Below are 20,272 nucleotides of genomic sequence, written 5' to 3' on the forward strand. Positions count from 1 at the left end.
AAAATTACGTGCTTGTAAGAAAGCACTAGGACGGGGCGATATTATAGCAAAGCCACCTTGATTCGACAAACTTAAACGCGCTAATTTTAGCTAATTTGCTTTTTCATAATGCTTTATTAAATTCCAGTATCCGTCTAATTCAGTCAATGTATGTTGTTGTATGGTTTTGCCACTATCCGCTACACATTGCTCTACCCCTCTAAATCTGCGTTCAAACTTATGATTGGCTTGGCGTAAAGCTTGCTCAGGATCGACCTTTAAATGCCGAGCAAGATTAACCACGGCAAACAATAAATCACCCATTTCATCGACGATTCTGGGTTGATAAAAATCAGGATCTTCATGTCGTTTGTTAACTTCAACCAATACTTCATCGATTTCTTCGTGGATTTTGGCCACCACAGGATCAAGCTCGGCCCAGTCAAAACCGACTTTAGCCACTCTATGTTGAATTTTTCGCGATCGAGACAACGCGGGTAATGCTTGAGGAATATCATCTAAAGCAGAGTGCAGTTGTTTTTGTTCGCGCTCATTAGCTTTTAACTTATCCCACGCTTGGCTTAAGTCTTGAGTATTAATAATCGCCACAGTGGCTTCACTACCTGATTGACCAAATACATGAGGATGGCGACGAACAAGCTTATCGTTAATACGCGCCACCACGGTGGAAAAATCAAACTTACCTTGCTCTTGTCCCAGTTGACAATAAAACACCACCTGAAACAGTAAGTCACCGAGTTCATCAGGTAACTCTTCCCACGCCTGCCTCTCAATCGTATCAACAACCTCATAAGCCTCTTCTAAGGTAAAGGGCACTATACTGGCAAAATCTTGGGCAAGGTCCCACGGACAACCAGAATCAGGATCGCGTAATTGTTGCATTATGCTGAGTAACGATTGAATATCTGCCACAATAATGTCCTCTTTATTGAATAAAACTGAATGAAAAAGGCACCTAACAAGTAGATGCCTTCTCGATCAACACATGATGTTAGTTATAATCGACGCGACTCAATAACACCGTCAACTTGCGATAATTTAGCCAGAACCCGTGATAAACCATCTAAATTGTACAGTTCAAGTTCAAGCTCAACCGTTGCGGTTTGGCTTTTAACATCAGAAGAAGAACTCATGGCCATCACATTGGATTTCTCAGCGGCAAGTACTGTGGTTAAATCGCGCAATAAGCCACTACGGTCATTGGCAAGTACCCTGACACGAATACGATAACCACCGGAGTAATTCTCACCCCAAATCACATCGACACTTCGTTCTGGATGAGCACGCATTAACTCTTTGACTTGCTCGCAATCACTACGATGTACAGAAATACCTCGTCCCATGGTGATATAACCAAAAATTTCATCGCCAGGCACTGGCTGGCAACATCGAGCAATGTGGCTCATTAAATTGCCGACACCATTAACTTCAACTTGACCTTTGTCAGATTTCTTCGGTTTATGTGTCGATTTCTTTATGATGTCTTCAAGTAAGTTTTCGTCAGTCTCTTCTACTTTGCGAATTTTGGTTTCAGTGAAGTTAACCACTTGGTTTAAGCGTAAGTCACCCCCACCGATGGCGGCCAACATGTCATCCATGGTATTTAAATTAAAGCGTTCAACAGCCACTGCGGCATCTTTAACTTTTAGGCCAACTCGGGCTAATTCTGATTCAAGCATCTCTTTACCCGCAGCAATATTTTTATCGCGGTCTTGTTGCTTAAACCAATGTTGGATTTTTGAGCGTGAACGTGACGATTTTATATAACCTAAACTAGGGTTGAGCCAATCACGTTTAGGATTGGGCGTCTTTGAGGTGATAATTTCAATACGCTCGCCAGTTTCAACCTGGTAAGTAAATGGAACAATACGGCCATCGACTTTTGCGCCAATGCACTTATGCCCCACATGCGAGTGAATATAGTAGGCAAAATCGAGCACAGTTGAACCTAACGGTAAATCAACAACTTCACCACTTGGCGTAAAGACATAAACTCGGTCTTCAAACACTTGACTGCGAACTTCATCAACCAAATTACCACTTTCGGCAACGTCTTCTTGCCATTGTAAAATCTTACGTAGCCAATTAATTTTTTCTTCGTAACCCGTTTGCTTAGTGTTACCCGCACCTTCTTTGTATTTCCAATGCGCTGCAACACCCAGTTCAGAATCTTGATGCATGGCTTCTGTACGAATTTGAATTTCGACTGTTTTGCCTTCAGGGCCAACCACCACAGTATGAATAGATTGATAACCGTTAGGTTTTGGATTGGCAACATAATCGTCAAATTCACGCGGAATATGATGCCAGAGATCATGCACAACCCCTAATGCACCATAGCAATCTTGTAATCTTTCGGTCACGATACGTACCGCACGAACGTCAAAAAGCTCATCAAATTTAAGATCTTTGCCTTTCATTTTACGCCAAATACTGTAAATGTGCTTAGGGCGACCGTACACTTTTGCGCGAATACCATCACTATCTAAACGTTGTTGCAACTGGGTGACAAATTTGTCGATAAACACTTCTCGGTCTACGCGTTTACCATCAAGCTGTTTGGCAATGTCTTTATAAACAGTTGGATGCAAGTAGCGAAAAGAAATATCTTCAAGTTCCCACTTTAATTGACCAATACCTAAACGATTAGCTAATGGCGCATAAATGTCAGCAATTTCACGTGCTACCAGCACCCGAGTTTCTTCATCGGCATTTTTGACGGCTCGCAATAAATAAACACGTTCGGCTAATTTGATGACTACGGCGCGAACATCTTCAACCATTGCGAGGAGCATTTTACGAATATTGTCTATTTGAGGTTCGGCATCACGAGCGTTTTGACTGACTTTTAAAGCACCGATGGCGTCCATGGTGACGACACTGGCAACTAACCTAGCGAGGTTTTCACCATATTGCTCTAAGATTTGCTCTTCATTAAGCACACCCGCTTCCAATAACACAAATAGTACTGCGGCTTGCAGTGTTTCAATGTCCATATTCAACGGCGCTAAGATTTCAATCATTTCGCGAGCACGCGCAAGCAGCTCAGTATGAGCCTGCTTATTTTTAACAGGTAAAGCTTCAACTTGTTGGATCAGCGACAATAACGTTTGCGCGTCGTCTTTGTCGTCGATATAACGAGCTACCCATTCATCTAATTGGAATGCTTGCGTATTAAAATGTGCTTCGCGAACAGATACCATGAACCCTTCCTTAGCCGCATGACCGACTGACATCCAACCATATTCACACTTGGCATACTGTGTTGATATGGTATTAACAATAACTAAACGACCTATCTTGAAGCTCTACACACTTTTGTCAATTTAATAGCGTTTAGTTGAACAAATTTTTAGCATATTGCACATGTATGACTAAAACAGGCAGCTTATTACTTTAATTAAAAAACTGGCACCTAATTACTGTAATTCAAATAACACCATGGCTTCAATATGATGTGTCTGTGGAAACATATCCACTAATCCAACTTGGGTAATTTGATAACCGTTAGCTAATAATACACTACTGTCACGCGCTAAACTGGCTGGATTACATGAAACATATACCACTTTTTTAGGTTGCATTTTCTGTAACCACTGTAAACTTTCAAACGCGCCCGCTCGAGCAGGATCAAGTAATAGTTTATCAATTTTGCCTAACCAAGTTTGCGTTGATAGATCGGCACTTAAATCTGCATGATAAAAACTGACATTATCCAGTTGGTTGTCGACCGCATTTTGCTTGGCTTGTTGCACCATTTCGGGCACACCTTCAACAGCGATAACCTCCGCCGCTTTTAATGCCAACGGTAAACTGAAGTTACCTACACCACAAAACAAATCTAAAATACGCTCACCGGCCTGAGGCTCTAACCATTTGATGGCTTGATCCACCATAGCCTGATTAATGACTTCGTTTATCTGAACAAAATTACCTGGTGTAAACGAGCAACGTACAGACTCCTGCGCCAGATGATAATAAGGTAGCGTTACCTCGTCATCAGCTTGTAATAACGGATACAGTTGAGTTAACTGCCCTTCATCATCTTGCAATAAAAAGTGCAGTTGATGTTTTTCAGCAAAACCCGTTAACCAACGAATATCTGATGCAGGCAATACTTTAGTCACTCTTAACACCGCAAAATTACCGTTATCGGCCTGGGTAAGTTCAACGTGACCTAAACTAGACTTGGCTTTAAGTTGATTTAAATTAACTGCCAATGGTGTAATTAATGCCGACAACGACTCTGCTAATACTGGACACTGTTCAATAGAAACAATTTTATTGCTATTGCCTGCACGAAACCCAAGTTGTAAACGCCGAGTATTTTTATCAAATAATGTTGCCAGCCTTGCGCGCCGACGGTAATGCCACGCATCGCCCACTATGGGTTTAGCAATAATATCGGCATCAATGGCTTCTGCACTCGACAGTTTGCTAATAAGGTCCACCAAAGCAGCCTGCTTATGATCGCGTTGCGCATTGATGTCCATATGTTGTAAATCACAACCGCCACATTGATGATAATGCGGGCAATGAGGTTTGACTCTATCAGCGGATGCAAGATCAATAGCGATTAGCTTGGCTTTAGCATAGCTTTTCTTTTGTTCCACAAATTGTACCGTGGCGGTCTCGCCAGGTAACACGCCAGGAATAAACACCACTTTGCCTTGATGTTGCGCAATCCCGGCACCTAAATGATCAAGTTGAGTAATGCTGAGGCTTAGCTTTGCTGATAATTGCTTAGATTTGTTCGGTTTTGCTTGGAAAAATTGTGCCATTTAGGCCTCAGGTATTAAATAAAAAACTAGTCAAGAGTGCGCCATTTCTGGCAGTCTAGACCCAATAATCGCGATTTAGCCACAGGGACACACCTAACCGCTATGAAAAGTACCAACAATATGACCAAATACAGCCTACGCTCTTGGGTTCTGGTACTTGCGTTAGCGCCCACTATTGTAGTGGGTATTCTACTTGGAAGTTATTTCACGATAAACCGCTTTTATGAATTGGAACAAACCTTAATTGAAAAAGGCAGCAATATTGTTGAGCCGTTAGCCATTGCCAGTGAATTTGGTATTATCAATCAAGATCGAGAATCGACTAAACGCTTACTCGCCGCATCACAAATAAACAACGCATCCCTTATCCTATCTATTGCTGTATTTGATGCCGAAAACCAACTCTTTGTCACCTCGCATTACCACAAAGATTTTGAAACCATGCGTTATAAACAACCGTTGGCGAACTTAATCGGTACAGAACATCAAACTATTGGTGATACCTTAATCATTCGAGTGCCAATAATATCTCATACTGGGTTAGAACCAAAATATGTTACCCGGATAAATAGCCAGAATGACGACGGCACCGATAATGCGTCTTCAGCCAATGGCATCGTTGCACCTATTTACAATAATCAACAAGAACAAATATTAGGATATATTTCAGTATTATTGAATAAAGAAAATGCCTTGCTTGAACAACATCGCGCTGCAATAGCCGCGTTTATTATCGTATTGATTGGCGTACAATTTAACTTATTTTTCACATTCCGCTTAGTTAAACACGTTAACTACCCCATTACCGAAATGGTCCGAGTCGTTGCCAAAATTCGTGAAGGTAAACTTGATACTCGCTTAGAGGGCAACTTGATTGGTGAACTTGATCTGCTTAAACGAGGGATCAACGCAATGGCTGGCTCATTGTCTGAATACCACGATGAAATGCAACAAAACATTGATCAAGCAACCTCTGACTTGCGCGAGACGCTTGAGCAAATTGAAATTCAAAACGTCGAGTTAGATATTGCTAAAAAACGAGCCCTTGAAGCAAGCCGAATAAAATCAGAGTTTTTAGCTAACATGTCGCACGAGCTACGCACACCACTCAATGGCGTTATCGGCTTTGCAAGACAGTTATTAAAAACACCACTGCATACTAGCCAGCTAGACTATATAAAAACCATTGAACGCAGTGCCAGTAACCTACTCGGTATTATTAACGATATTCTCGACTTCTCTAAACTAGAAGCCGGTAAAATGATATTAGAAAAAATGCCTTTTGCGCTGCGTGACACGCTTACGGAAACGCTGACTATAATTGCGGGTAGTGCGCAAGAGAAAGGATTAGAACTGGTTATCGACATTGATGCTAATGTGCCTGAAAATGTCAGTGGCGATGCAATGAGAGTCAGCCAGATTATTACTAACTTAGTCGGCAACGCTATCAAGTTTACCGACAAAGGCAGTGTGATACTCAAAATACACTTAGTGGGCCAGGACGAAGATAATATTACTTTACGCTGCGAAGTTATTGATACTGGGATTGGTATTGATGAGAGCCAGCAAGAATATTTATTCCAAGCATTTGGCCAAGCTGACTCATCCATTTCACGTCGCTTTGGTGGCACCGGATTGGGCTTAGTGATTACTAAACGCTTAATTAACCAAATGGGTGGCCAGATAGGCTTTACATCGGCCCCCAATAAAGGTTCCAATTTTTGGTTTATTCTCCCACTTGGGATCAGTCAATTTGAAATTGGTGAAGTATTGCCAGTTGATGCATTGCAACATAAATCAGTCTTATTATATGAACCACGGGAATTAACTCGCGATACTTTAAATCGCCGTTTAGTGTCATGGCAATTAATTATCACTAATGTTGCCAACCCAGAAAACCTTACCTCTGTTTTACACACTAAAAACAGCAAATTTGATTACATCATCATGAGTTGCCATGGTTTTGCTGACACAGCGTCTTTTATTGATTTATTACAACGAGCCAGACAACATACCGACTGTCTCATTTTATTGCACGACTGTTTAGATCAAAACATGATTATCAATGTGTTAAAAGTCAATGCAGATGTGTTGCTCAGCACCCCAGTAAGCGATTTAACCCTAGCGCATCATTTAATATATCCACCAGTGCCTTCTACTTTTGTGAGTTTACCAGAACAAATAAGTCAAGATGTCACACCTCGCCAAAATGCATCAGTATTAGCTGTTGACGACAATATCGCCAACCTAAAATTAATTGATACTTTACTAAAAGAATTAGTGGTTGATGTGGTTACCGTCAATAATGGTGCGGATGCAATAACGCAGGCAAAGAAACGCGCATTTGACTTAATCTTCATGGATATTCAAATGCCTGGAATCGACGGTATAACGGCAACGCGACAAATACGCTCAGAATCACTCAACCGTAATACTCCAATTATCGCTGTAACTGCGCATGCTATTGCTGAAGAGCGCGATAATATTTTATCCAGCGGAATGGATGGTTTCTTAGCCAAACCCATTGACGAATTGTCCTTAAAAAGTGTTATCAGTCGATGGATGAATAAGCCACAACTCACCCATTTTGATGCCCAAATATTGAATTGGGATTTATGTTTAACACAAGTCAATCAGAAAACCGATTTAGCGTTGGATATGCTAAAGATGCTGGTGAACTCATTACCAGAAACAACAAAAGCTATCGAAAAAGCATTACTGACAAGAGATGCAAACCTACTACTTCAAGTCGTACATAAATTGCATGGGGCAACATGTTATTGCGGCGTACCAACAACACAAAAACTGTGTCGAGATATAGAGTCTGGATTAAAACATAAAATTGACCTTAATGACTTAGAACCTGAAATACTAGAGTTACTTGATGAGTTAACTAAGGTAGAATTAGCAGCAAATCAAGTGATAAATCAGCTATCAGTGGATACTCCAAATGACCAGTAAATCCGGTTTTTTTAAACGCCTTAAAGCATTATCGTTACCGCAAAAGCAGCTTTTTGCCCTAGCGCTATGTCAACGTATGCTCCCGAACTACCAACTTTTTTCTGAAGTGTGTGAATTCGGCCAACCTCAAGTATTAAGTACAGCATTAGATTTGTTATGGCAAAGCCAGTATGACAAAAAACTTAAATTCAATATCGATGTGCATTTGCAGCGTCTCGATGAAAACACTCCTGAGCCGAGCGAATTTGAAGCCTATGGAGCTTATCCAGCAATGGATGCTGCTGTCGCGATTGCCAGCCTTATGGGAGCGATAGACGGTAAGATTGAAGAAGATATAACGAATATCAGCAAGTTATCATCGAGTACTGTGGCCAATTATATTGAAGCCATTAGTGATGAATCCTTAATGGATGAAGCGCTCGATGAGTTTGTATTTTCACATCCAGTAATGGAAGAAGAAAAACAATTACAAGCCATGTTACTCGATATTATCGAAGCAAATCCGGAAATAAATAGTGAATTAGTTAAAGGTTTACGTAAAGATATTATTGAAGCTGGTGTGTCTAATATCGGTATTAGTCTGTAATACACAGTCTAAGCCTTGCAATAAACATTGTTTAGCCTGAACTTATTCAGGCTTTTTATTGAGTGCCGCCCATGAGAAGAATTTTTTATCAAGGTTTCACCTTCAGTAATGCTAATGGTAAGACTGATGACTGGACGCTAGTTATTGGCAATCAAGTACGAGTTGGATCGTTATTTGAACTAAGAAGACAAGTACACTTTTTTACTGAGCTAGGCATATTACCTCCGCCTAAAGTATCAAAGGCCAGTTTAAACAATAAATCAAAAAAATAATCACCGTTTAACTTTAGCCTAATTGCATCCGCCTACCAAAAAGCAGTACAGTGACCTTATTACCATTTTGTTAAGGAATTGCGAGGGATGTCCAGTATTCTTACCCCGCTAATCGCTGTTTTTATAATTATGCTGCTTGGCAGTATTGTTCAAAAATTGAGACTGTTGCCACCAGATACCGATCTGATCCTCAATCAATTTGTCTATTACATTGCCTTCCCGGCAATTTTACTGATTGTTTTAGCCGAAACTCGTATTGAAGATATTATTCAATGGGGCTTTATTGGCGCATTTAGTCTCGCGATGGTCATCACTTACGCCATAGTGATTGTTGTATCACTTTGGTGTGCTCCAAAGCAGCAAGCTGTTGCCGCCATGCGAGCCTTAAACGCCACATTTGGCAATACCGCCTTTATTGGTATTCCATTACTGAGCTTGTTATTCCCAGGACACAAAATGGCATTAGTTGCGGCTTCAATTGCCAGCTTACTGTCGGTGTTCATGTTTGCTTTTGCGTTAGTGTCTATTGAACTTGCCAGCCGAAATAAACAATCAACCGACCACGCTATCGCCATCATGGGTAATGCACTGTATAAAAATCCGATTGTGCTAGGCAGCCTCATTGGTATCACCTTATCAGCATTGCATATCACCTTACCTGAAAGTCTGGCTTTGGTACTTCACCAAGTGGGTAACACCTCCAGCCCTTGTGCACTATTTGCTATCGGCATGGTACTTGCCAAGGCCTTAAGACATCAATCTTTCGCAAAAATGTTCAGTCTTCGCCTGATTACAGAATTGAGTTTAATTAATTTACTCAAATTAATTATTCAGCCTTTTATTGCCTTTGGATTACTCAAATTATTTGGCGTAGAACACGAATTACTGATAATGGGAGTACTTTTAGCTGCATTACCCACGGCAGCAAGTGTGTATCTACTGGCAGATCGCTACCAAATTAATGCTAATGGAAGTGCCCAAGGGATTTTATATGGCACATTAGTGACCTTTATTAGTTTGCCTATAATAGAAATACTATTAAAATCCACTGGTTAATCATTAACCGCTAGCAGGCGATAAAATAGTCAGTGATAATTTCACACCAACTACTTTACTGTATATAAAATCAGTATATACTGTTTATCAATACAGTGGTTTGAACGTTTCATTGACAAGGATTCACTATGCTTTGCCAACTCAGCATCAATAATTTTGCTATCGTGCGTTTTTTAGAACTCGACTTTAAAGCCGGTATGACAAGCATCACCGGAGAAACGGGTGCAGGTAAATCGATTGCTATCGATGCCCTAGGATTGTGCTTAGGAAACCGCAGTGACGCAAACACCATCAGACCAGGTGCAACTAAAACAGAAATTAGTGCAAGGTTTACCCTCCATGATGTCCCTTTAGCCAAACGCTGGCTAGAAGACAACGATCTCGATGCTGAAGATGAATGTATATTGCGTAGGACTATCAATAATGACGGTCGCTCGAGAGCCTATATCAATGGTAATCCAGTCCCTGTAACCCAATTAAAATCAGTAGGTCAGCTCCTCATTGGTATTCATGGCCAACATGCTCATCATGCCATGCTTAAAAATGACCATCAGTTAGCTTTACTCGACAGTTATGCCAACCACAAGCTACTGATAGATAGCGTTAGTGCCAGCTATCAACGCTGCAAACAAGTGGAAAACGAGCTAAAACAGCTTGAACAAGCTCAGCATGAACGTATTTCGCGTCAACAGTTACTGCAATATCAAGTAGAAGAACTTAATGAGTTTAATTTAGGCATAGATGAATTTGATGAAATAGAACAAGAACACAAGCGCTTAGCCAATGGCACAGATTTAATTGAACGCTGCCAAGCGGGTTTACATTTATTGACAGAAAGTGATGAAGGCAATATAGAATCTCTACTCAATAAAGTGGCCAGTATTGCTGATACGCTTCAAGGCTATGATGAATCCCTTGCGCCTATTAGCACTATGATCAGCGATGCGTTAATTCAAGTACAAGAAAGTGCGAGTGAAATTGAAAGTTATTTAAGCAGTTTAGAGCTTGATCCAGAACATTTTGCCTATTTAGAAAAACGCCTTTCAACAGCTATGCAATTGGCACGTAAGCATCATGTGAGTGCTGATAAGCTGGCACTACATCATCAAGCCTTGATGAGTGAATTGGCAGAACTTGCTGACGACGAGACTAAATTAGATGGTATAAGACAGCAACTTGAAGACACTAGAAACGCCTATTTAACCAATGCGCAGAAACTTAGTCAAAGTCGTAGCCGTTATGCTAAAGAATTAGACAAGCTAGTTACCCAGTCTATCCATGAGCTCAATATGCCTAAGGGTAAATTTACTATTCAAATTAATCATAATCCGGACAACATTTCAGTTAATGGCTGCGATAGCATTGAATTTATGGTGACCACAAACCCTGGGCAACCATTACAACCGATTTCTAAAGTTGCCTCTGGCGGTGAGTTATCGCGTATTGGATTAGGGATTCAAGTGATCACAGCTAAAAAAGTGGCAACACCGACATTAATATTCGATGAGGTTGATGTCGGTATTTCAGGTCCAACGGCTTCTGTGGTTGGACGCATGTTGCGCAGCCTCGGAGAGTCTACTCAAGTGTTGTGTGTCACTCATTTACCCCAAGTTGCGGGTAAAGGTCATCAACATATGTTTGTAAACAAATTCAATAAAGCGGGTGCCACAGAAACTACGATGCAGGCATTAGATAAAGATCAACGGGTTAATGAATTGGCACGCTTACTAGGTGGAGACGTGATTACTGAAAACACCTTAGCTAACGCCCGAGAGTTATTACAATAAAGGTCATGACTTATCAAAAATCAAGCTGCATGTTACCATTGTGTTAAATGGATTTTGCGGATAAAGAATGATGATGTTGTTAAAAACGATTGGTGTGCTGGTTGGATTAATAAGCAGTTTATTAGTATTTGCCGTTGTCTGCTTAGTGGCAATCAACGCTTCCGACAGAACAAAGTCTCCTAATACGTTATTAGTTGAAAGCTGGCTAAAGCAGCAACCTGTTGCATCGAGTGAAAACGGGGTTGAGTATGCTATGAAGATGCTGAGCACTATCGAGGGTGCTAAATCGAATCCACAAGAAACATCGCTCAGCTTTAGTACTCAACAAACTAAATTAATTCGCGACTTTAAAGAAGCTTGCCACTTAGCATATTGGGAAACTTGCAATGAGTTTTTTAATCGTAATAGTGAAACAATTAACCGTGCTATTAATGCCCATCAAGCCAATATTGATAAATACAATATATTAGTCGCTATGCCTGATTGGCAAGAAAATGATCAGTCTTTAATCCCTCAAGATCAAATTCTCTGGTCTCAACTGTTTCAGTTAAGAGAGCTAAGTTTACTTGAAACGATGAATCGCTCGGGATCTATTGCCAGCAAAATAGGGGTTGATGCTGCAATAGCATTCCTAAACAAAGAAACGCATTTTTGGAATAATGTATATCACTCATCGGGATCGTTACTGGTTCATATGATTGTCAGTGGTGTACTGAAGGAGCAACTCCGCTTTGCGGGTACTTTAGCTCAAAGCAATAAAGAAGTGGTTAAAAATATCAGTGCTTGGCAATCCCCTTTCAGTTTAAATCAAAATGACTATGAACGTATATTTTCAGGTGAGTGGCTCTTTGGTCACAACGCCATGCAGCAAATGGTAATGGAAGCTCAACTAGATACAGCACCATTTTACGAGCAATGGTTAGCTAAAATGTTTATTAAACCCATTGATGATGATAACTTGCGGGCTGAATATTTCGTTAATATGGTTAAAGAACCTGTATCAACAGATGCATCGCTTCTGCTTAAAAAACCAGAATATTGCAATAACGACAATAGCCTGCTGCAGTTATGGCAATTACGCTACAACCCGGTGGGTAAAATATTAAGCTGCTCTTATTATGAAACAGATCTTAAATTGCGCATCGTCAATATGAATAATGAAATAGAACAGCTACGCAGCAATTTAATGATGACTCAATAAATCTTAGTATCTCTGAGTTTGCAATGACAAGAATCAAATATGAAAAAAGAGCACATTGCGCTCTTTTTTATTCGATGTTTATGACTACGTTATAGATAATAAACTGCCAACTGCACACCTATTAACGAAAAAACACCTGCTAATACATCATCAATCATAATACCAAAACCGCCATGTACTTTGGCATCAAGCCAACGTATTGGCCAAGGTTTAACTATGTCAAAAAAACGAAATAAAACAAAGCCAAGTACTAACCACATATAGCCTAGAGGCGCAGCTATCATAGTGATCATCAAACCAACCACTTCATCCCACACAATAGCGCCATGGTCGTGTACTCCCATATCTCTAGCCGCTTTACCACAAATATAAATCCCAACAAGCATACTAATACAGGTAATAATCAGGTAATTCGTAAGGCTTAACTGCTGCATCAATAGCACCAACGGAACGGCGGCTAAGGTACCAAAAGTACCCGGTGCTTTCGCCGCTTTGCCACTGCCAAAGCCTAATGCTAAAAAGTGAATAGGATTAGCTAAAGATAGCTTGTTGACAAATTTATCTTGGGTAAGTAGTTTCATAATGCTTCAATTAAAAATGTTCAAAACTGCGAGATATTGGAGAAAAAGCTTTACCGTCGTCTACGAATTTTAATTTATCTCCAGCACAAATTTGGCCAATTTTGACAAACTTGACGCCGGCATTAATTAACGCAGTATCAATCGCGCCACGTTGAGACTCAGGAACAGTGAAAAGTAACTCGTAGTCTTCACCACCAGTAAGTGCATAACTTAATGCTTCTTCTCGGCTTAGGTTAGCAGTTAACGACGCAGATAACGGCACTTGGTTGACATCAATAATCGCACCAACCGTAGAAGCACTTAACACATGGCCAATATCAGACATTAAACCATCTGATAAATCGATAGCACTCGTAGCTAATGTACGAAGAGCTTGACCAGCTAACACACGAGGAGTTGGATAATAATGGCGATTAATAAGGTATTCTTTATCTTCTGGATTAACTGTTTTAACCCCTCGGAGAATATCCAAGCCTAAAGCTGAATCCCCTAAAGTACCAGTAACATAAATCCAATCACCTATTTTGGCTCCGCAACGAGTTAAGGCTGTACCTTTCGGGACTTGGCCATTAATTGTAATACTGATGCTGCGAGGTCCACGGGTTGTATCACCGCCAATAAGAGCAATACTGTAATATTCTGCAATTTCAAACAGGCCTTCACTGAAGTGTGCTAACCAAGGCTGGTCCACATTGGGTAATGTCAGGGCTAACGTAAACCACGCGGGTTCAGCCCCCATAGCCGCCAGATCAGAAAGATTAACCGCTAACGATTTATACCCTAAAGCATGAGCCGGAATATCAGCTAAAAAATGGACATTTTCAACAAGGGTATCACAAGAAATAGCGATAGATTTATTGTCGGCTGGATTCACTAACGCACAGTCGTCGCCGATGCTTAACTCAACATCGCGCCTTTTTTGACCTTTATTGCGGAAGTAATGTTCGATGAGATCAAATTCTTTCACATTCAGTCTGGTACGGTAAACCGTCCACCTTAATTTTGAAACAATTAATAAGAATTGAAAACGGTATCCGAAGATACCGTTCTGGTGTTACTTATGTTTTACTAACTTATCAAGCATGCCGTTAACAAACTTATGACTATCTTCAGCACCAAAGGCTTTTGCTAACTCAATACCTTCGTTAATGGCCACTTTAAATGGCACATCTTTGCGGAAGGTTAACTCGTAAGTGGCCAAACGCACAATGGCTTTTTCTACTGGTGACACTTCTTCAAAATTACGGTCAAGATGTGGTTTTAACAACTCATCAATCTGCGCAGTTTTTGATGCTACACCCGTTAGCAATTCACGAAAATAAGCCACATCAACACCGTCAGTGTTTTGTTCTGTTAAAAACTCATGTTCTACGTCAGCAACATTATTTTTACTTAACTGCCATGAATAAATGGCTTGAACGGCTAAACGGCGGGCCTTACGGCGCTCTGAAGGTTTCATACTTTTCCTACTATTTACAGCTGTTGTTCTAATTGTTGCAGTACATTAACCATTTCAAGCAAACTAAGGGCTGCTTCGCCACCTTTGTTACCTGCTTTAGTACCTGAACGTTCAATAGCTTGCTCAATGGTATCTGTAGTTAATACACCAAACGCAACAGGAAGATCATACTCTAATGCAACTTGTGCAAGACCTTTGTTACATTCACCAGCAACAAAATCAAAATGAGGTGTGCCGCCACGAATGACAGCGCCTAATGCTATGATTCCGTCAAACTTTCCACTTGCCGCAACACGTTTAGCGGCAAGGGGTAATTCAACTGCACCAGGTACTCGAACAACGGTAATGTTGTCGTCGCTGACCTGGCCGAAACGCTTTAATGTGTCTATTGCACCATCAAGCAGACTTTCAACTAAAAAACTATTGAATCGCGATATTACGATCGCCACTTTGGCATTTTTCGCTTCGATATTACCTTGAACTATGTTCATTCTATCTTACCTAAATTAGCTAAAGCACCCAGCTCGGGGCAAAAAGAGGCGCTATGATATCACAGCCGTTAGTCCTGAGCTCTATGCAATTAATGAAATTGTTAAATTTACCATCAGCCAATATTATTCGGCGATATAATCGGTCACTTCCAAACCAAAACCTGACAATGAATGGTAACGTTTTGGTGAACTTAATAGACGCATACTGGTGACACCTAAACTTGCCAAAATTTGCGATCCTACTCCCACACGGCGTGAAGTTCCCTGCCATTGAGCTGGCGCGGGTGATTGACCATTGTCCTCGGCTTCAAATGCTTTGACTTTAGCTAGAACGTCACTGGTATTTTCGTCATTACCAAGTAACACTAAAACACCACCTTCAGCTGCAATGAGCTCCATGGCTTTTTCTAATGACCAACTACGCTTTTGGTCGCGTTCTGAATGCAGTAAATCATTAAAGGTATTCTGTAAATGTACCCGCACTAAACAATTTGGCTTCACTTCATCTTTAACTAAGGCATAGTGCAGTTGATTATCAATAGTGTCTCTAAACGTCACCATAGTAAATTCACCAAAACGGGTAGGCAACTTACATTGAGCTTCACGCACAACAGTGGTTTCATTAGTATTACGGTATTCAATTAGGTCTGCAATTGTGCCCATTTTAATGCCATGTTTTTCACTAAACTTGGCTAAATCTGGGTGACGGGCCATGGTGCCATCTTCATTTAAAATTTCAACAATCGCTGCGGAAGGTTCACATCCCGCTAAGCGAGCTAAATCGCAACCCGCTTCTGTATGGCCTGCTCGAGTTAATACTCCGCCTTCTTGTGCCATCAATGGGAATATATGACCTGGTTGGACTAAATCTGCAGCCTTAGCATCTTTAGCCACTGCAGCTAGTATCGTCACAGCACGATCATGGGCTGAAATCCCGGTTGTAACACCCGTTGCCGCCTCTATAGATACTGTAAAGTTGGTTGTAAACTGGGCATTATTGTTAGTAACCATTAAAGGTAAATTAAGTTGCTGACAACGTTCTTTGGTCAACGTTTGGCAAATTAATCCTCGGCCATAAGTTGCCATAAAGTTGATTGCTTCTGGCGTCACTTTTTCAGCGGCCATGATTAAATCACCTTCATTCTCTCTGTCTTCATCATCCATCAAGATAACCATTTTACCTTGACGAATATCTTCAATGATTTCTTCTATGCTATGTAACGCCATTGTCAGACCTTTATTAATTTAGTTATTGATTTAATCTTGAGGTATTAAATCTATTGGTAATATTTTTTTGTTTGGGCACAAATATTATTTACTGTGGTCGTTAACGCAAAAAACCTGACTTAGCGAGCAGTTCCATTGTCACACCAGATGTAGGCGGTGTATGCTCTGCTTGAGGCTGCATTAAACGTTCTAAATAACGAGCAATCAAATCGACTTCAATATTGACACTATCACCGACTTTTAGATCCACCAGCGTAGTTTCACCCGCAGTGTGAGGCACTATGGTTAACCTGAAACGTGCTCCATCAACTTCATTAACAGTTAAACTAACGCCATCAATTGTAATCGACCCTTTATGTGCGATATATCGTTGTAATGAAACTGGAGCCACTAACCAAAATTCTATTGCCTTGCCTCGATAAGCACATTGCTCAACCTTAGCAATCCCATCAACATGGCCGCTGACCATATGTCCGCCCAACCTTGTGGTGGCTGACACCGCTTTTTCAAGATTTACCTTTTGGCCAACTTGATAATGACTGAAACCAGTTAATCCAACCGTTTCGGCCGAAATATCTGCAACATAGCCATCAACCAACCGTTCAACTACGGTTAGACACACTCCGTTTGTGGCGATGCTGTCACCTAGCTTTACATCAGCCAAATCTAACTTTCCACTGGCAACGGTTAAACGAATATCGTTACCTTTGCGATCAATTTTACGTAATGTACCAAGGGCTTCGATTATCCCAGTAAACATAATGACTCACTTTTTGCTTTTAAACTTTGCTATTGCTCAGGTTTTAGGCTTCACAACTCGCACATTAATATGGTTGATTATATCTGAGGATATATCGCTTATCTTGTCCAACGTTGCGCTCATCAATTAAGTGCAATGCAGGAATTTGCTCCATTGCATTATAATCAGGTAACTGCAACATATTCCGTCCATGGCTGCCTAATAGTTTAGGCGCCTGATAAAGTACGATATCGTCAGCTAAGTTTTGAGCGACAAATGCCCCAGCTAAAGTGGCGCCCGCTTCAACCAATACAGCATTAGCATTTTCACCTAAATACGTTAGCAAGGCTAATAACGGGATTCTACCTGACGAGTCACACTCTAATACTAAAAAAGACACATGCTCAGGAAATGTCGCTTTAACACTGTCTGCATAATGACGACCAGAAACTAACAATATCGGACTTTTAATCGCAAACAACTGTTGAGCTGCAGTTAATCTTGCTCGACTATCGAGCACCACTCTTAAAGGTTGGAATATTTCATCTTTGGTATGATGAGTAGTTAGTTCACCTAACGCTTCATAGCGAACATTTAAGCTAGGATCATCAACAAGAATGGTTTCAACACCGGTGATTAATGCGCAATGGCTAGCACGATACTTTTGTACATCTGCTCGTGCAGCTTCACCGGTAATCCACTTTGATACCCCATTAGATAACGCAGTTTTACCGTCTAAACTGGCGGCTATTTTAACCGTAACCCAAGGAAGTCCTGTCTTCATCCGCTTCATAAAACCAAGGTTAAGCGCATAAGCTTGTTCTGTCAGTAATCCCACATCAACCTGAATATCTGCATCACGAAGCATGTTAATACCTCTGCCAGACACTTCTGGGTTAGCATCAGTAACAGCAACCACAACTCTAGCTACCTTGGCGTTTATCAAGCCTAAAGCGCAAGGTGGCGTGCGGCCATAATGACTACAAGGTTCAAGAGTGACATAAGCGGTCGCGCCTTCGGTAGAAAAGCCATTATCAAACGCCATTTGAAGAGCATTGACTTCGGCATGCCCTTGGCCTGCTCGTTGATGAAAACCTTCACCAATAATCTGTCCATCAGCAACAATCACACATCCCACACAAGGATTGGGCCGAGTGGTATAACGTCCCCGCTCTGCCAACATAATGGCACGGCTCATCATTTCAATATCGAAGCTAGACCAGTTAGGCATGGTAGGTATCTCTTTTCCGATGCGATGTTATTTACACGAGTGACACATCACACGATAAACATTGCTTTAATCAGTAATTATTTTTGCAGTTTAGCTATGGCTTCACCAAATTGAGACACATCTTCAAAGGCTCGGTACACAGACGCAAAGCGAATGTAGGCAACCTTATCAAGGCTCATTAACTGTTCCATCATTAGATTACCAATCATTTCAGAGTTAACTTCACGTTCGCCAGTGGCTCGCAATGTTGATTTGATTTTGGTGAGAGCTTGCTCTATTTCATCAATTGAGACTGGACGTTTTTCAACTGCCCGCAACATGCCTCCACGCAGCTTATCTTCATCAAAGGGTTGCCGAGTTCCGTCGCGTTTTATGACGCGAGGCATGACTAATTCAGCGCCTTCAAATGTGGTAAAACGTTCATGGCATTCGGTACATTCCCGGCGGCGACGGACTTGGTGACCATCTGCCACTAAACGAGAATCTATAACTTTGGTATCGGTCGCGCTACAAAAAGGGCAATGCATTGAACCTCCTGCAGAAAAAAAATGGCCGCTAACAATTAGCGGCCATTAAAGTTTATCCTATTTGCGACACAAGGTTAACCTAAACCTGTATGCCTATCATCAATAGCGATTAACCATATACAGGGAATTTAGCACACAAGGCCAATACTTGGCCTTTAACGCGCTCAATAACTGCAGTGTCAGATACATCATCTAAAATATCGCAAATCCAACCGGTTAATTCTTTTGCTTCAGCTTCTTTAAAGCCGCGACGAGTAATAGCCGGTGAACCAATGCGGATACCAGAAGTAACAAACGGTGAACGCGGATCGTTTGGCACTGAGTTTTTGTTAACAGTAATGTTTGCATTACCCAATGCAGCATCAGCTTCTTTACCTGTTAAATCACGGCCAATTAAGTCCACCAACATTAAATGGTTTTCTGTACCACCAGAGACGATTTTATAACCGCGAGCTAAAAACACTTCAACCATAGCTTTTGCATTTTTAACCACTTGTTGTTGATATACTTTAAACTCTGGCTCTAATGCCTCTTTAAATGCAACCGCTTTACCCGCGATAACATGCATTAACGGGCCGCCTTGGCCACCTGGGAATACCGCAGAGTTAAGTTTTTTGTATAACACTTCGTCATCGGCTGCAGAAATAATAATCCCGCCGCGTGGGCCAGCTAATGTTTTATGTGTTGTAGACGTAACGACATGGGCATGTGGGACTGGTGTTGGATAAACACCAGCAGCAATTAAGCCTGCAACGTGGGCCATATCAACAAATAAGTACGCACCAATTTTATCAGCAATTTCGCGCATTTTAGCCCAATCAACTATTCCTGAAAACGCTGAGAAACCGCCGATCATCATCTTAGGCTTATGCTCAATTGCTAAGCGTTCCATTTCGTTATAGTCAATTTTGCCAGACTCATCGATACCGTAAGGAATAATGTTATAAAGTTTGCCAGAGAAGTTAACTGGAGAACCGTGAGTTAAATGACCACCATGAGCCAAGTTCATCCCTAAAACGGTATCACCTGGTTGCAATAGCGCCATGAAGACAGCGCTGTTTGCTTGTGAGCCTGAATGAGGCTGCACATTGGCGTAAGTTGCACCAAATAATTCTTTTGCACGTTCAATCGCTAATGTTTCAACCACATCAACGAATTCACACCCACCATAGTAACGCTTACCTGGATAACCTTCGGCATACTTGTTGGTTAACTGAGAACCTTGCGCTTCCATCACACGTGGACTGGTATAGTTTTCAGACGCGATCAATTCGATGTGTTCTTCTTGACGACAAGTTTCGTCTTCAATGGCTTTAAATAATTCTGGATCATAATCCGCAATATTCATCGCTTTCTTCAACATGGTAGCTCCA

The 20,272-nt window shown here is 41.1% G+C and carries 18 protein-coding genes; 6 read left to right on the forward strand and 12 right to left on the reverse strand.

All coding sequences use genetic code 11. The features are described 5' to 3' along the window. Window positions 1-90: 90 nt before the first annotated feature. The 3 genes from mazG to rlmD form a co-directional block, all read right to left on the reverse strand. Window positions 91-912, reverse strand: coding sequence for a nucleoside triphosphate pyrophosphohydrolase (gene mazG / locus FH971_RS14830; RefSeq protein ID WP_140234843.1), 822 nt, complete (start codon window positions 910-912; stop codon window positions 91-93). Between the two features lie 83 nt (window positions 913-995). After that, entirely contained in the window at window positions 996-3,203 is a 2,208-nt protein-coding gene (gene relA, locus FH971_RS14835) for a GTP diphosphokinase (protein ID WP_137226355.1), read from the reverse strand. A gap of 216 nt (window positions 3,204-3,419) precedes the next feature. Further along, window positions 3,420-4,781 (reverse strand): 23S rRNA (uracil(1939)-C(5))-methyltransferase RlmD, encoded by a 1,362-nt coding sequence (gene rlmD / locus FH971_RS14840; protein WP_140234844.1) that lies wholly within the window; start codon window positions 4,779-4,781, stop codon window positions 3,420-3,422. Between the two features lie 102 nt (window positions 4,782-4,883). On the opposite strand from rlmD, the gene barA reads away from it, so the two are divergent. The 6 genes from barA to FH971_RS14870 all read left to right on the forward strand — a co-directional run bounded on the left by barA (window position 4,884) and on the right by FH971_RS14870 (window position 12,644). Then, entirely contained in the window at window positions 4,884-7,742 is a 2,859-nt protein-coding gene (barA, locus tag FH971_RS14845) for a two-component sensor histidine kinase BarA (protein WP_140234845.1), read from the forward strand. Beyond that, window positions 7,732-8,328: a YjaG family protein gene (locus tag FH971_RS14850; RefSeq protein ID WP_137226349.1), complete on the forward strand. Its 597-nt coding sequence runs from the start codon at window positions 7,732-7,734 to the stop codon at window positions 8,326-8,328. The genes barA and FH971_RS14850 overlap by 11 nt, the downstream gene beginning before the upstream one ends. Window positions 8,329-8,399: 71 nt before the next feature. After that, on the forward strand, window positions 8,400-8,600 hold the full coding sequence (locus FH971_RS14855; RefSeq protein ID WP_137226347.1) for a DUF3319 domain-containing protein: 201 nt from the start codon (window positions 8,400-8,402) through the stop codon (window positions 8,598-8,600). Window positions 8,601-8,687: 87 nt separating this feature from the next. Then, window positions 8,688-9,656 carry an AEC family transporter gene (locus FH971_RS14860; RefSeq protein WP_140234846.1) on the forward strand — a complete coding sequence of 323 codons (969 nt, stop codon included), beginning with the start codon at window positions 8,688-8,690 and terminating at the stop codon, window positions 9,654-9,656. Window positions 9,657-9,784: 128 nt separating this feature from the next. Continuing rightward, window positions 9,785-11,443, forward strand: coding sequence for a DNA repair protein RecN (gene recN / locus FH971_RS14865; protein ID WP_137226343.1), 1,659 nt, complete (start codon window positions 9,785-9,787; stop codon window positions 11,441-11,443). Between the two features lie 67 nt (window positions 11,444-11,510). Continuing rightward, complete coding sequence (locus FH971_RS14870; protein ID WP_140234847.1) at window positions 11,511-12,644, forward strand: hypothetical protein; 1,134 nt, start codon at window positions 11,511-11,513, stop codon at window positions 12,642-12,644. An 89-nt stretch (window positions 12,645-12,733) separates the two neighbouring features. On the opposite strand, the gene FH971_RS14875 is transcribed toward FH971_RS14870, so the two are convergent. From FH971_RS14875 to glyA, 9 genes are all read right to left on the reverse strand, one after another. Continuing rightward, complete coding sequence (locus tag FH971_RS14875; protein WP_140234848.1) at window positions 12,734-13,225, reverse strand: phosphatidylglycerophosphatase A family protein; 492 nt, start codon at window positions 13,223-13,225, stop codon at window positions 12,734-12,736. A 10-nt stretch (window positions 13,226-13,235) separates the two neighbouring features. Beyond that, window positions 13,236-14,192: a thiamine-phosphate kinase gene (thiL, locus tag FH971_RS14880; protein WP_140234849.1), complete on the reverse strand. Its 957-nt coding sequence runs from the start codon at window positions 14,190-14,192 to the stop codon at window positions 13,236-13,238. Between the two features lie 87 nt (window positions 14,193-14,279). Next, complete coding sequence (gene nusB / locus FH971_RS14885) at window positions 14,280-14,684, reverse strand: transcription antitermination factor NusB (RefSeq protein WP_137226335.1); 405 nt, start codon at window positions 14,682-14,684, stop codon at window positions 14,280-14,282. A gap of 14 nt (window positions 14,685-14,698) precedes the next feature. After that, window positions 14,699-15,175 (reverse strand): 6,7-dimethyl-8-ribityllumazine synthase, encoded by a 477-nt coding sequence (gene ribH, locus FH971_RS14890; RefSeq protein ID WP_137226333.1) that lies wholly within the window; start codon window positions 15,173-15,175, stop codon window positions 14,699-14,701. Window positions 15,176-15,298: 123 nt separating this feature from the next. Beyond that, complete coding sequence (gene ribBA / locus FH971_RS14895; RefSeq protein WP_140234850.1) at window positions 15,299-16,402, reverse strand: bifunctional 3,4-dihydroxy-2-butanone-4-phosphate synthase/GTP cyclohydrolase II; 1,104 nt, start codon at window positions 16,400-16,402, stop codon at window positions 15,299-15,301. 100 nt (window positions 16,403-16,502) lie between these two features. Further along, window positions 16,503-17,162: a riboflavin synthase gene (locus tag FH971_RS14900; RefSeq protein WP_140234851.1), complete on the reverse strand. Its 660-nt coding sequence runs from the start codon at window positions 17,160-17,162 to the stop codon at window positions 16,503-16,505. A gap of 64 nt (window positions 17,163-17,226) precedes the next feature. After that, window positions 17,227-18,372, reverse strand: a complete 1,146-nt coding sequence (gene ribD / locus FH971_RS14905; RefSeq protein WP_140234852.1) for a bifunctional diaminohydroxyphosphoribosylaminopyrimidine deaminase/5-amino-6-(5-phosphoribosylamino)uracil reductase RibD — start codon at window positions 18,370-18,372, stop codon at window positions 17,227-17,229. A gap of 77 nt (window positions 18,373-18,449) precedes the next feature. Then, the gene (gene nrdR, locus FH971_RS14910) at window positions 18,450-18,899 is read right to left on the reverse strand and encodes a transcriptional regulator NrdR (protein WP_137226325.1); all 450 of its coding nucleotides are present in this window, start codon (window positions 18,897-18,899) and stop codon (window positions 18,450-18,452) included. Between the two features lie 109 nt (window positions 18,900-19,008). Next, on the reverse strand, window positions 19,009-20,262 hold the full coding sequence (gene glyA / locus FH971_RS14915) for a serine hydroxymethyltransferase (protein WP_140234853.1): 1,254 nt from the start codon (window positions 20,260-20,262) through the stop codon (window positions 19,009-19,011). Window positions 20,263-20,272: the final 10 nt, after the last annotated feature.

It is taken from the genome of Shewanella polaris (assembly GCF_006385555.1).
Taxonomy (GTDB): domain Bacteria; phylum Pseudomonadota; class Gammaproteobacteria; order Enterobacterales; family Shewanellaceae; genus Shewanella; species Shewanella polaris.

What these genes read in the sequence shown, in the direction of transcription:
- ribH (WP_137226333.1), bottom strand. Translation starts at nt 15,175, where the DNA reads ATGAACATAGTTCAAGGTAATATCGAAGCGAAAAATGCCAAAGTGGCG.
- rlmD (WP_140234844.1), bottom strand. Translation starts at nt 4,781, where the DNA reads ATGGCACAATTTTTCCAAGCAAAACCGAACAAATCTAAGCAATTATCA.
- ribBA (WP_140234850.1), bottom strand. Translation starts at nt 16,402, where the DNA reads ATGGCGTTACATAGCATAGAAGAAATCATTGAAGATATTCGTCAAGGT.
- recN (WP_137226343.1), top strand. Translation starts at nt 9,785, where the DNA reads ATGCTTTGCCAACTCAGCATCAATAATTTTGCTATCGTGCGTTTTTTA.
- FH971_RS14855 (WP_137226347.1), top strand. Translation starts at nt 8,400, where the DNA reads ATGAGAAGAATTTTTTATCAAGGTTTCACCTTCAGTAATGCTAATGGT.
- barA (WP_140234845.1), top strand. Translation starts at nt 4,884, where the DNA reads ATGAAAAGTACCAACAATATGACCAAATACAGCCTACGCTCTTGGGTT.
- glyA (WP_140234853.1), bottom strand. Translation starts at nt 20,262, where the DNA reads ATGTTGAAGAAAGCGATGAATATTGCGGATTATGATCCAGAATTATTT.
- nusB (WP_137226335.1), bottom strand. Translation starts at nt 14,684, where the DNA reads ATGAAACCTTCAGAGCGCCGTAAGGCCCGCCGTTTAGCCGTTCAAGCC.
- nrdR (WP_137226325.1), bottom strand. Translation starts at nt 18,899, where the DNA reads ATGCATTGCCCTTTTTGTAGCGCGACCGATACCAAAGTTATAGATTCT.
- FH971_RS14860 (WP_140234846.1), top strand. Translation starts at nt 8,688, where the DNA reads ATGTCCAGTATTCTTACCCCGCTAATCGCTGTTTTTATAATTATGCTG.
- FH971_RS14875 (WP_140234848.1), bottom strand. Translation starts at nt 13,225, where the DNA reads ATGAAACTACTTACCCAAGATAAATTTGTCAACAAGCTATCTTTAGCT.
- FH971_RS14870 (WP_140234847.1), top strand. Translation starts at nt 11,511, where the DNA reads ATGATGATGTTGTTAAAAACGATTGGTGTGCTGGTTGGATTAATAAGC.
- FH971_RS14850 (WP_137226349.1), top strand. Translation starts at nt 7,732, where the DNA reads ATGACCAGTAAATCCGGTTTTTTTAAACGCCTTAAAGCATTATCGTTA.
- ribD (WP_140234852.1), bottom strand. Translation starts at nt 18,372, where the DNA reads ATGCCTAACTGGTCTAGCTTCGATATTGAAATGATGAGCCGTGCCATT.
- FH971_RS14900 (WP_140234851.1), bottom strand. Translation starts at nt 17,162, where the DNA reads ATGTTTACTGGGATAATCGAAGCCCTTGGTACATTACGTAAAATTGAT.
- relA (WP_137226355.1), bottom strand. Translation starts at nt 3,203, where the DNA reads ATGGTATCTGTTCGCGAAGCACATTTTAATACGCAAGCATTCCAATTA.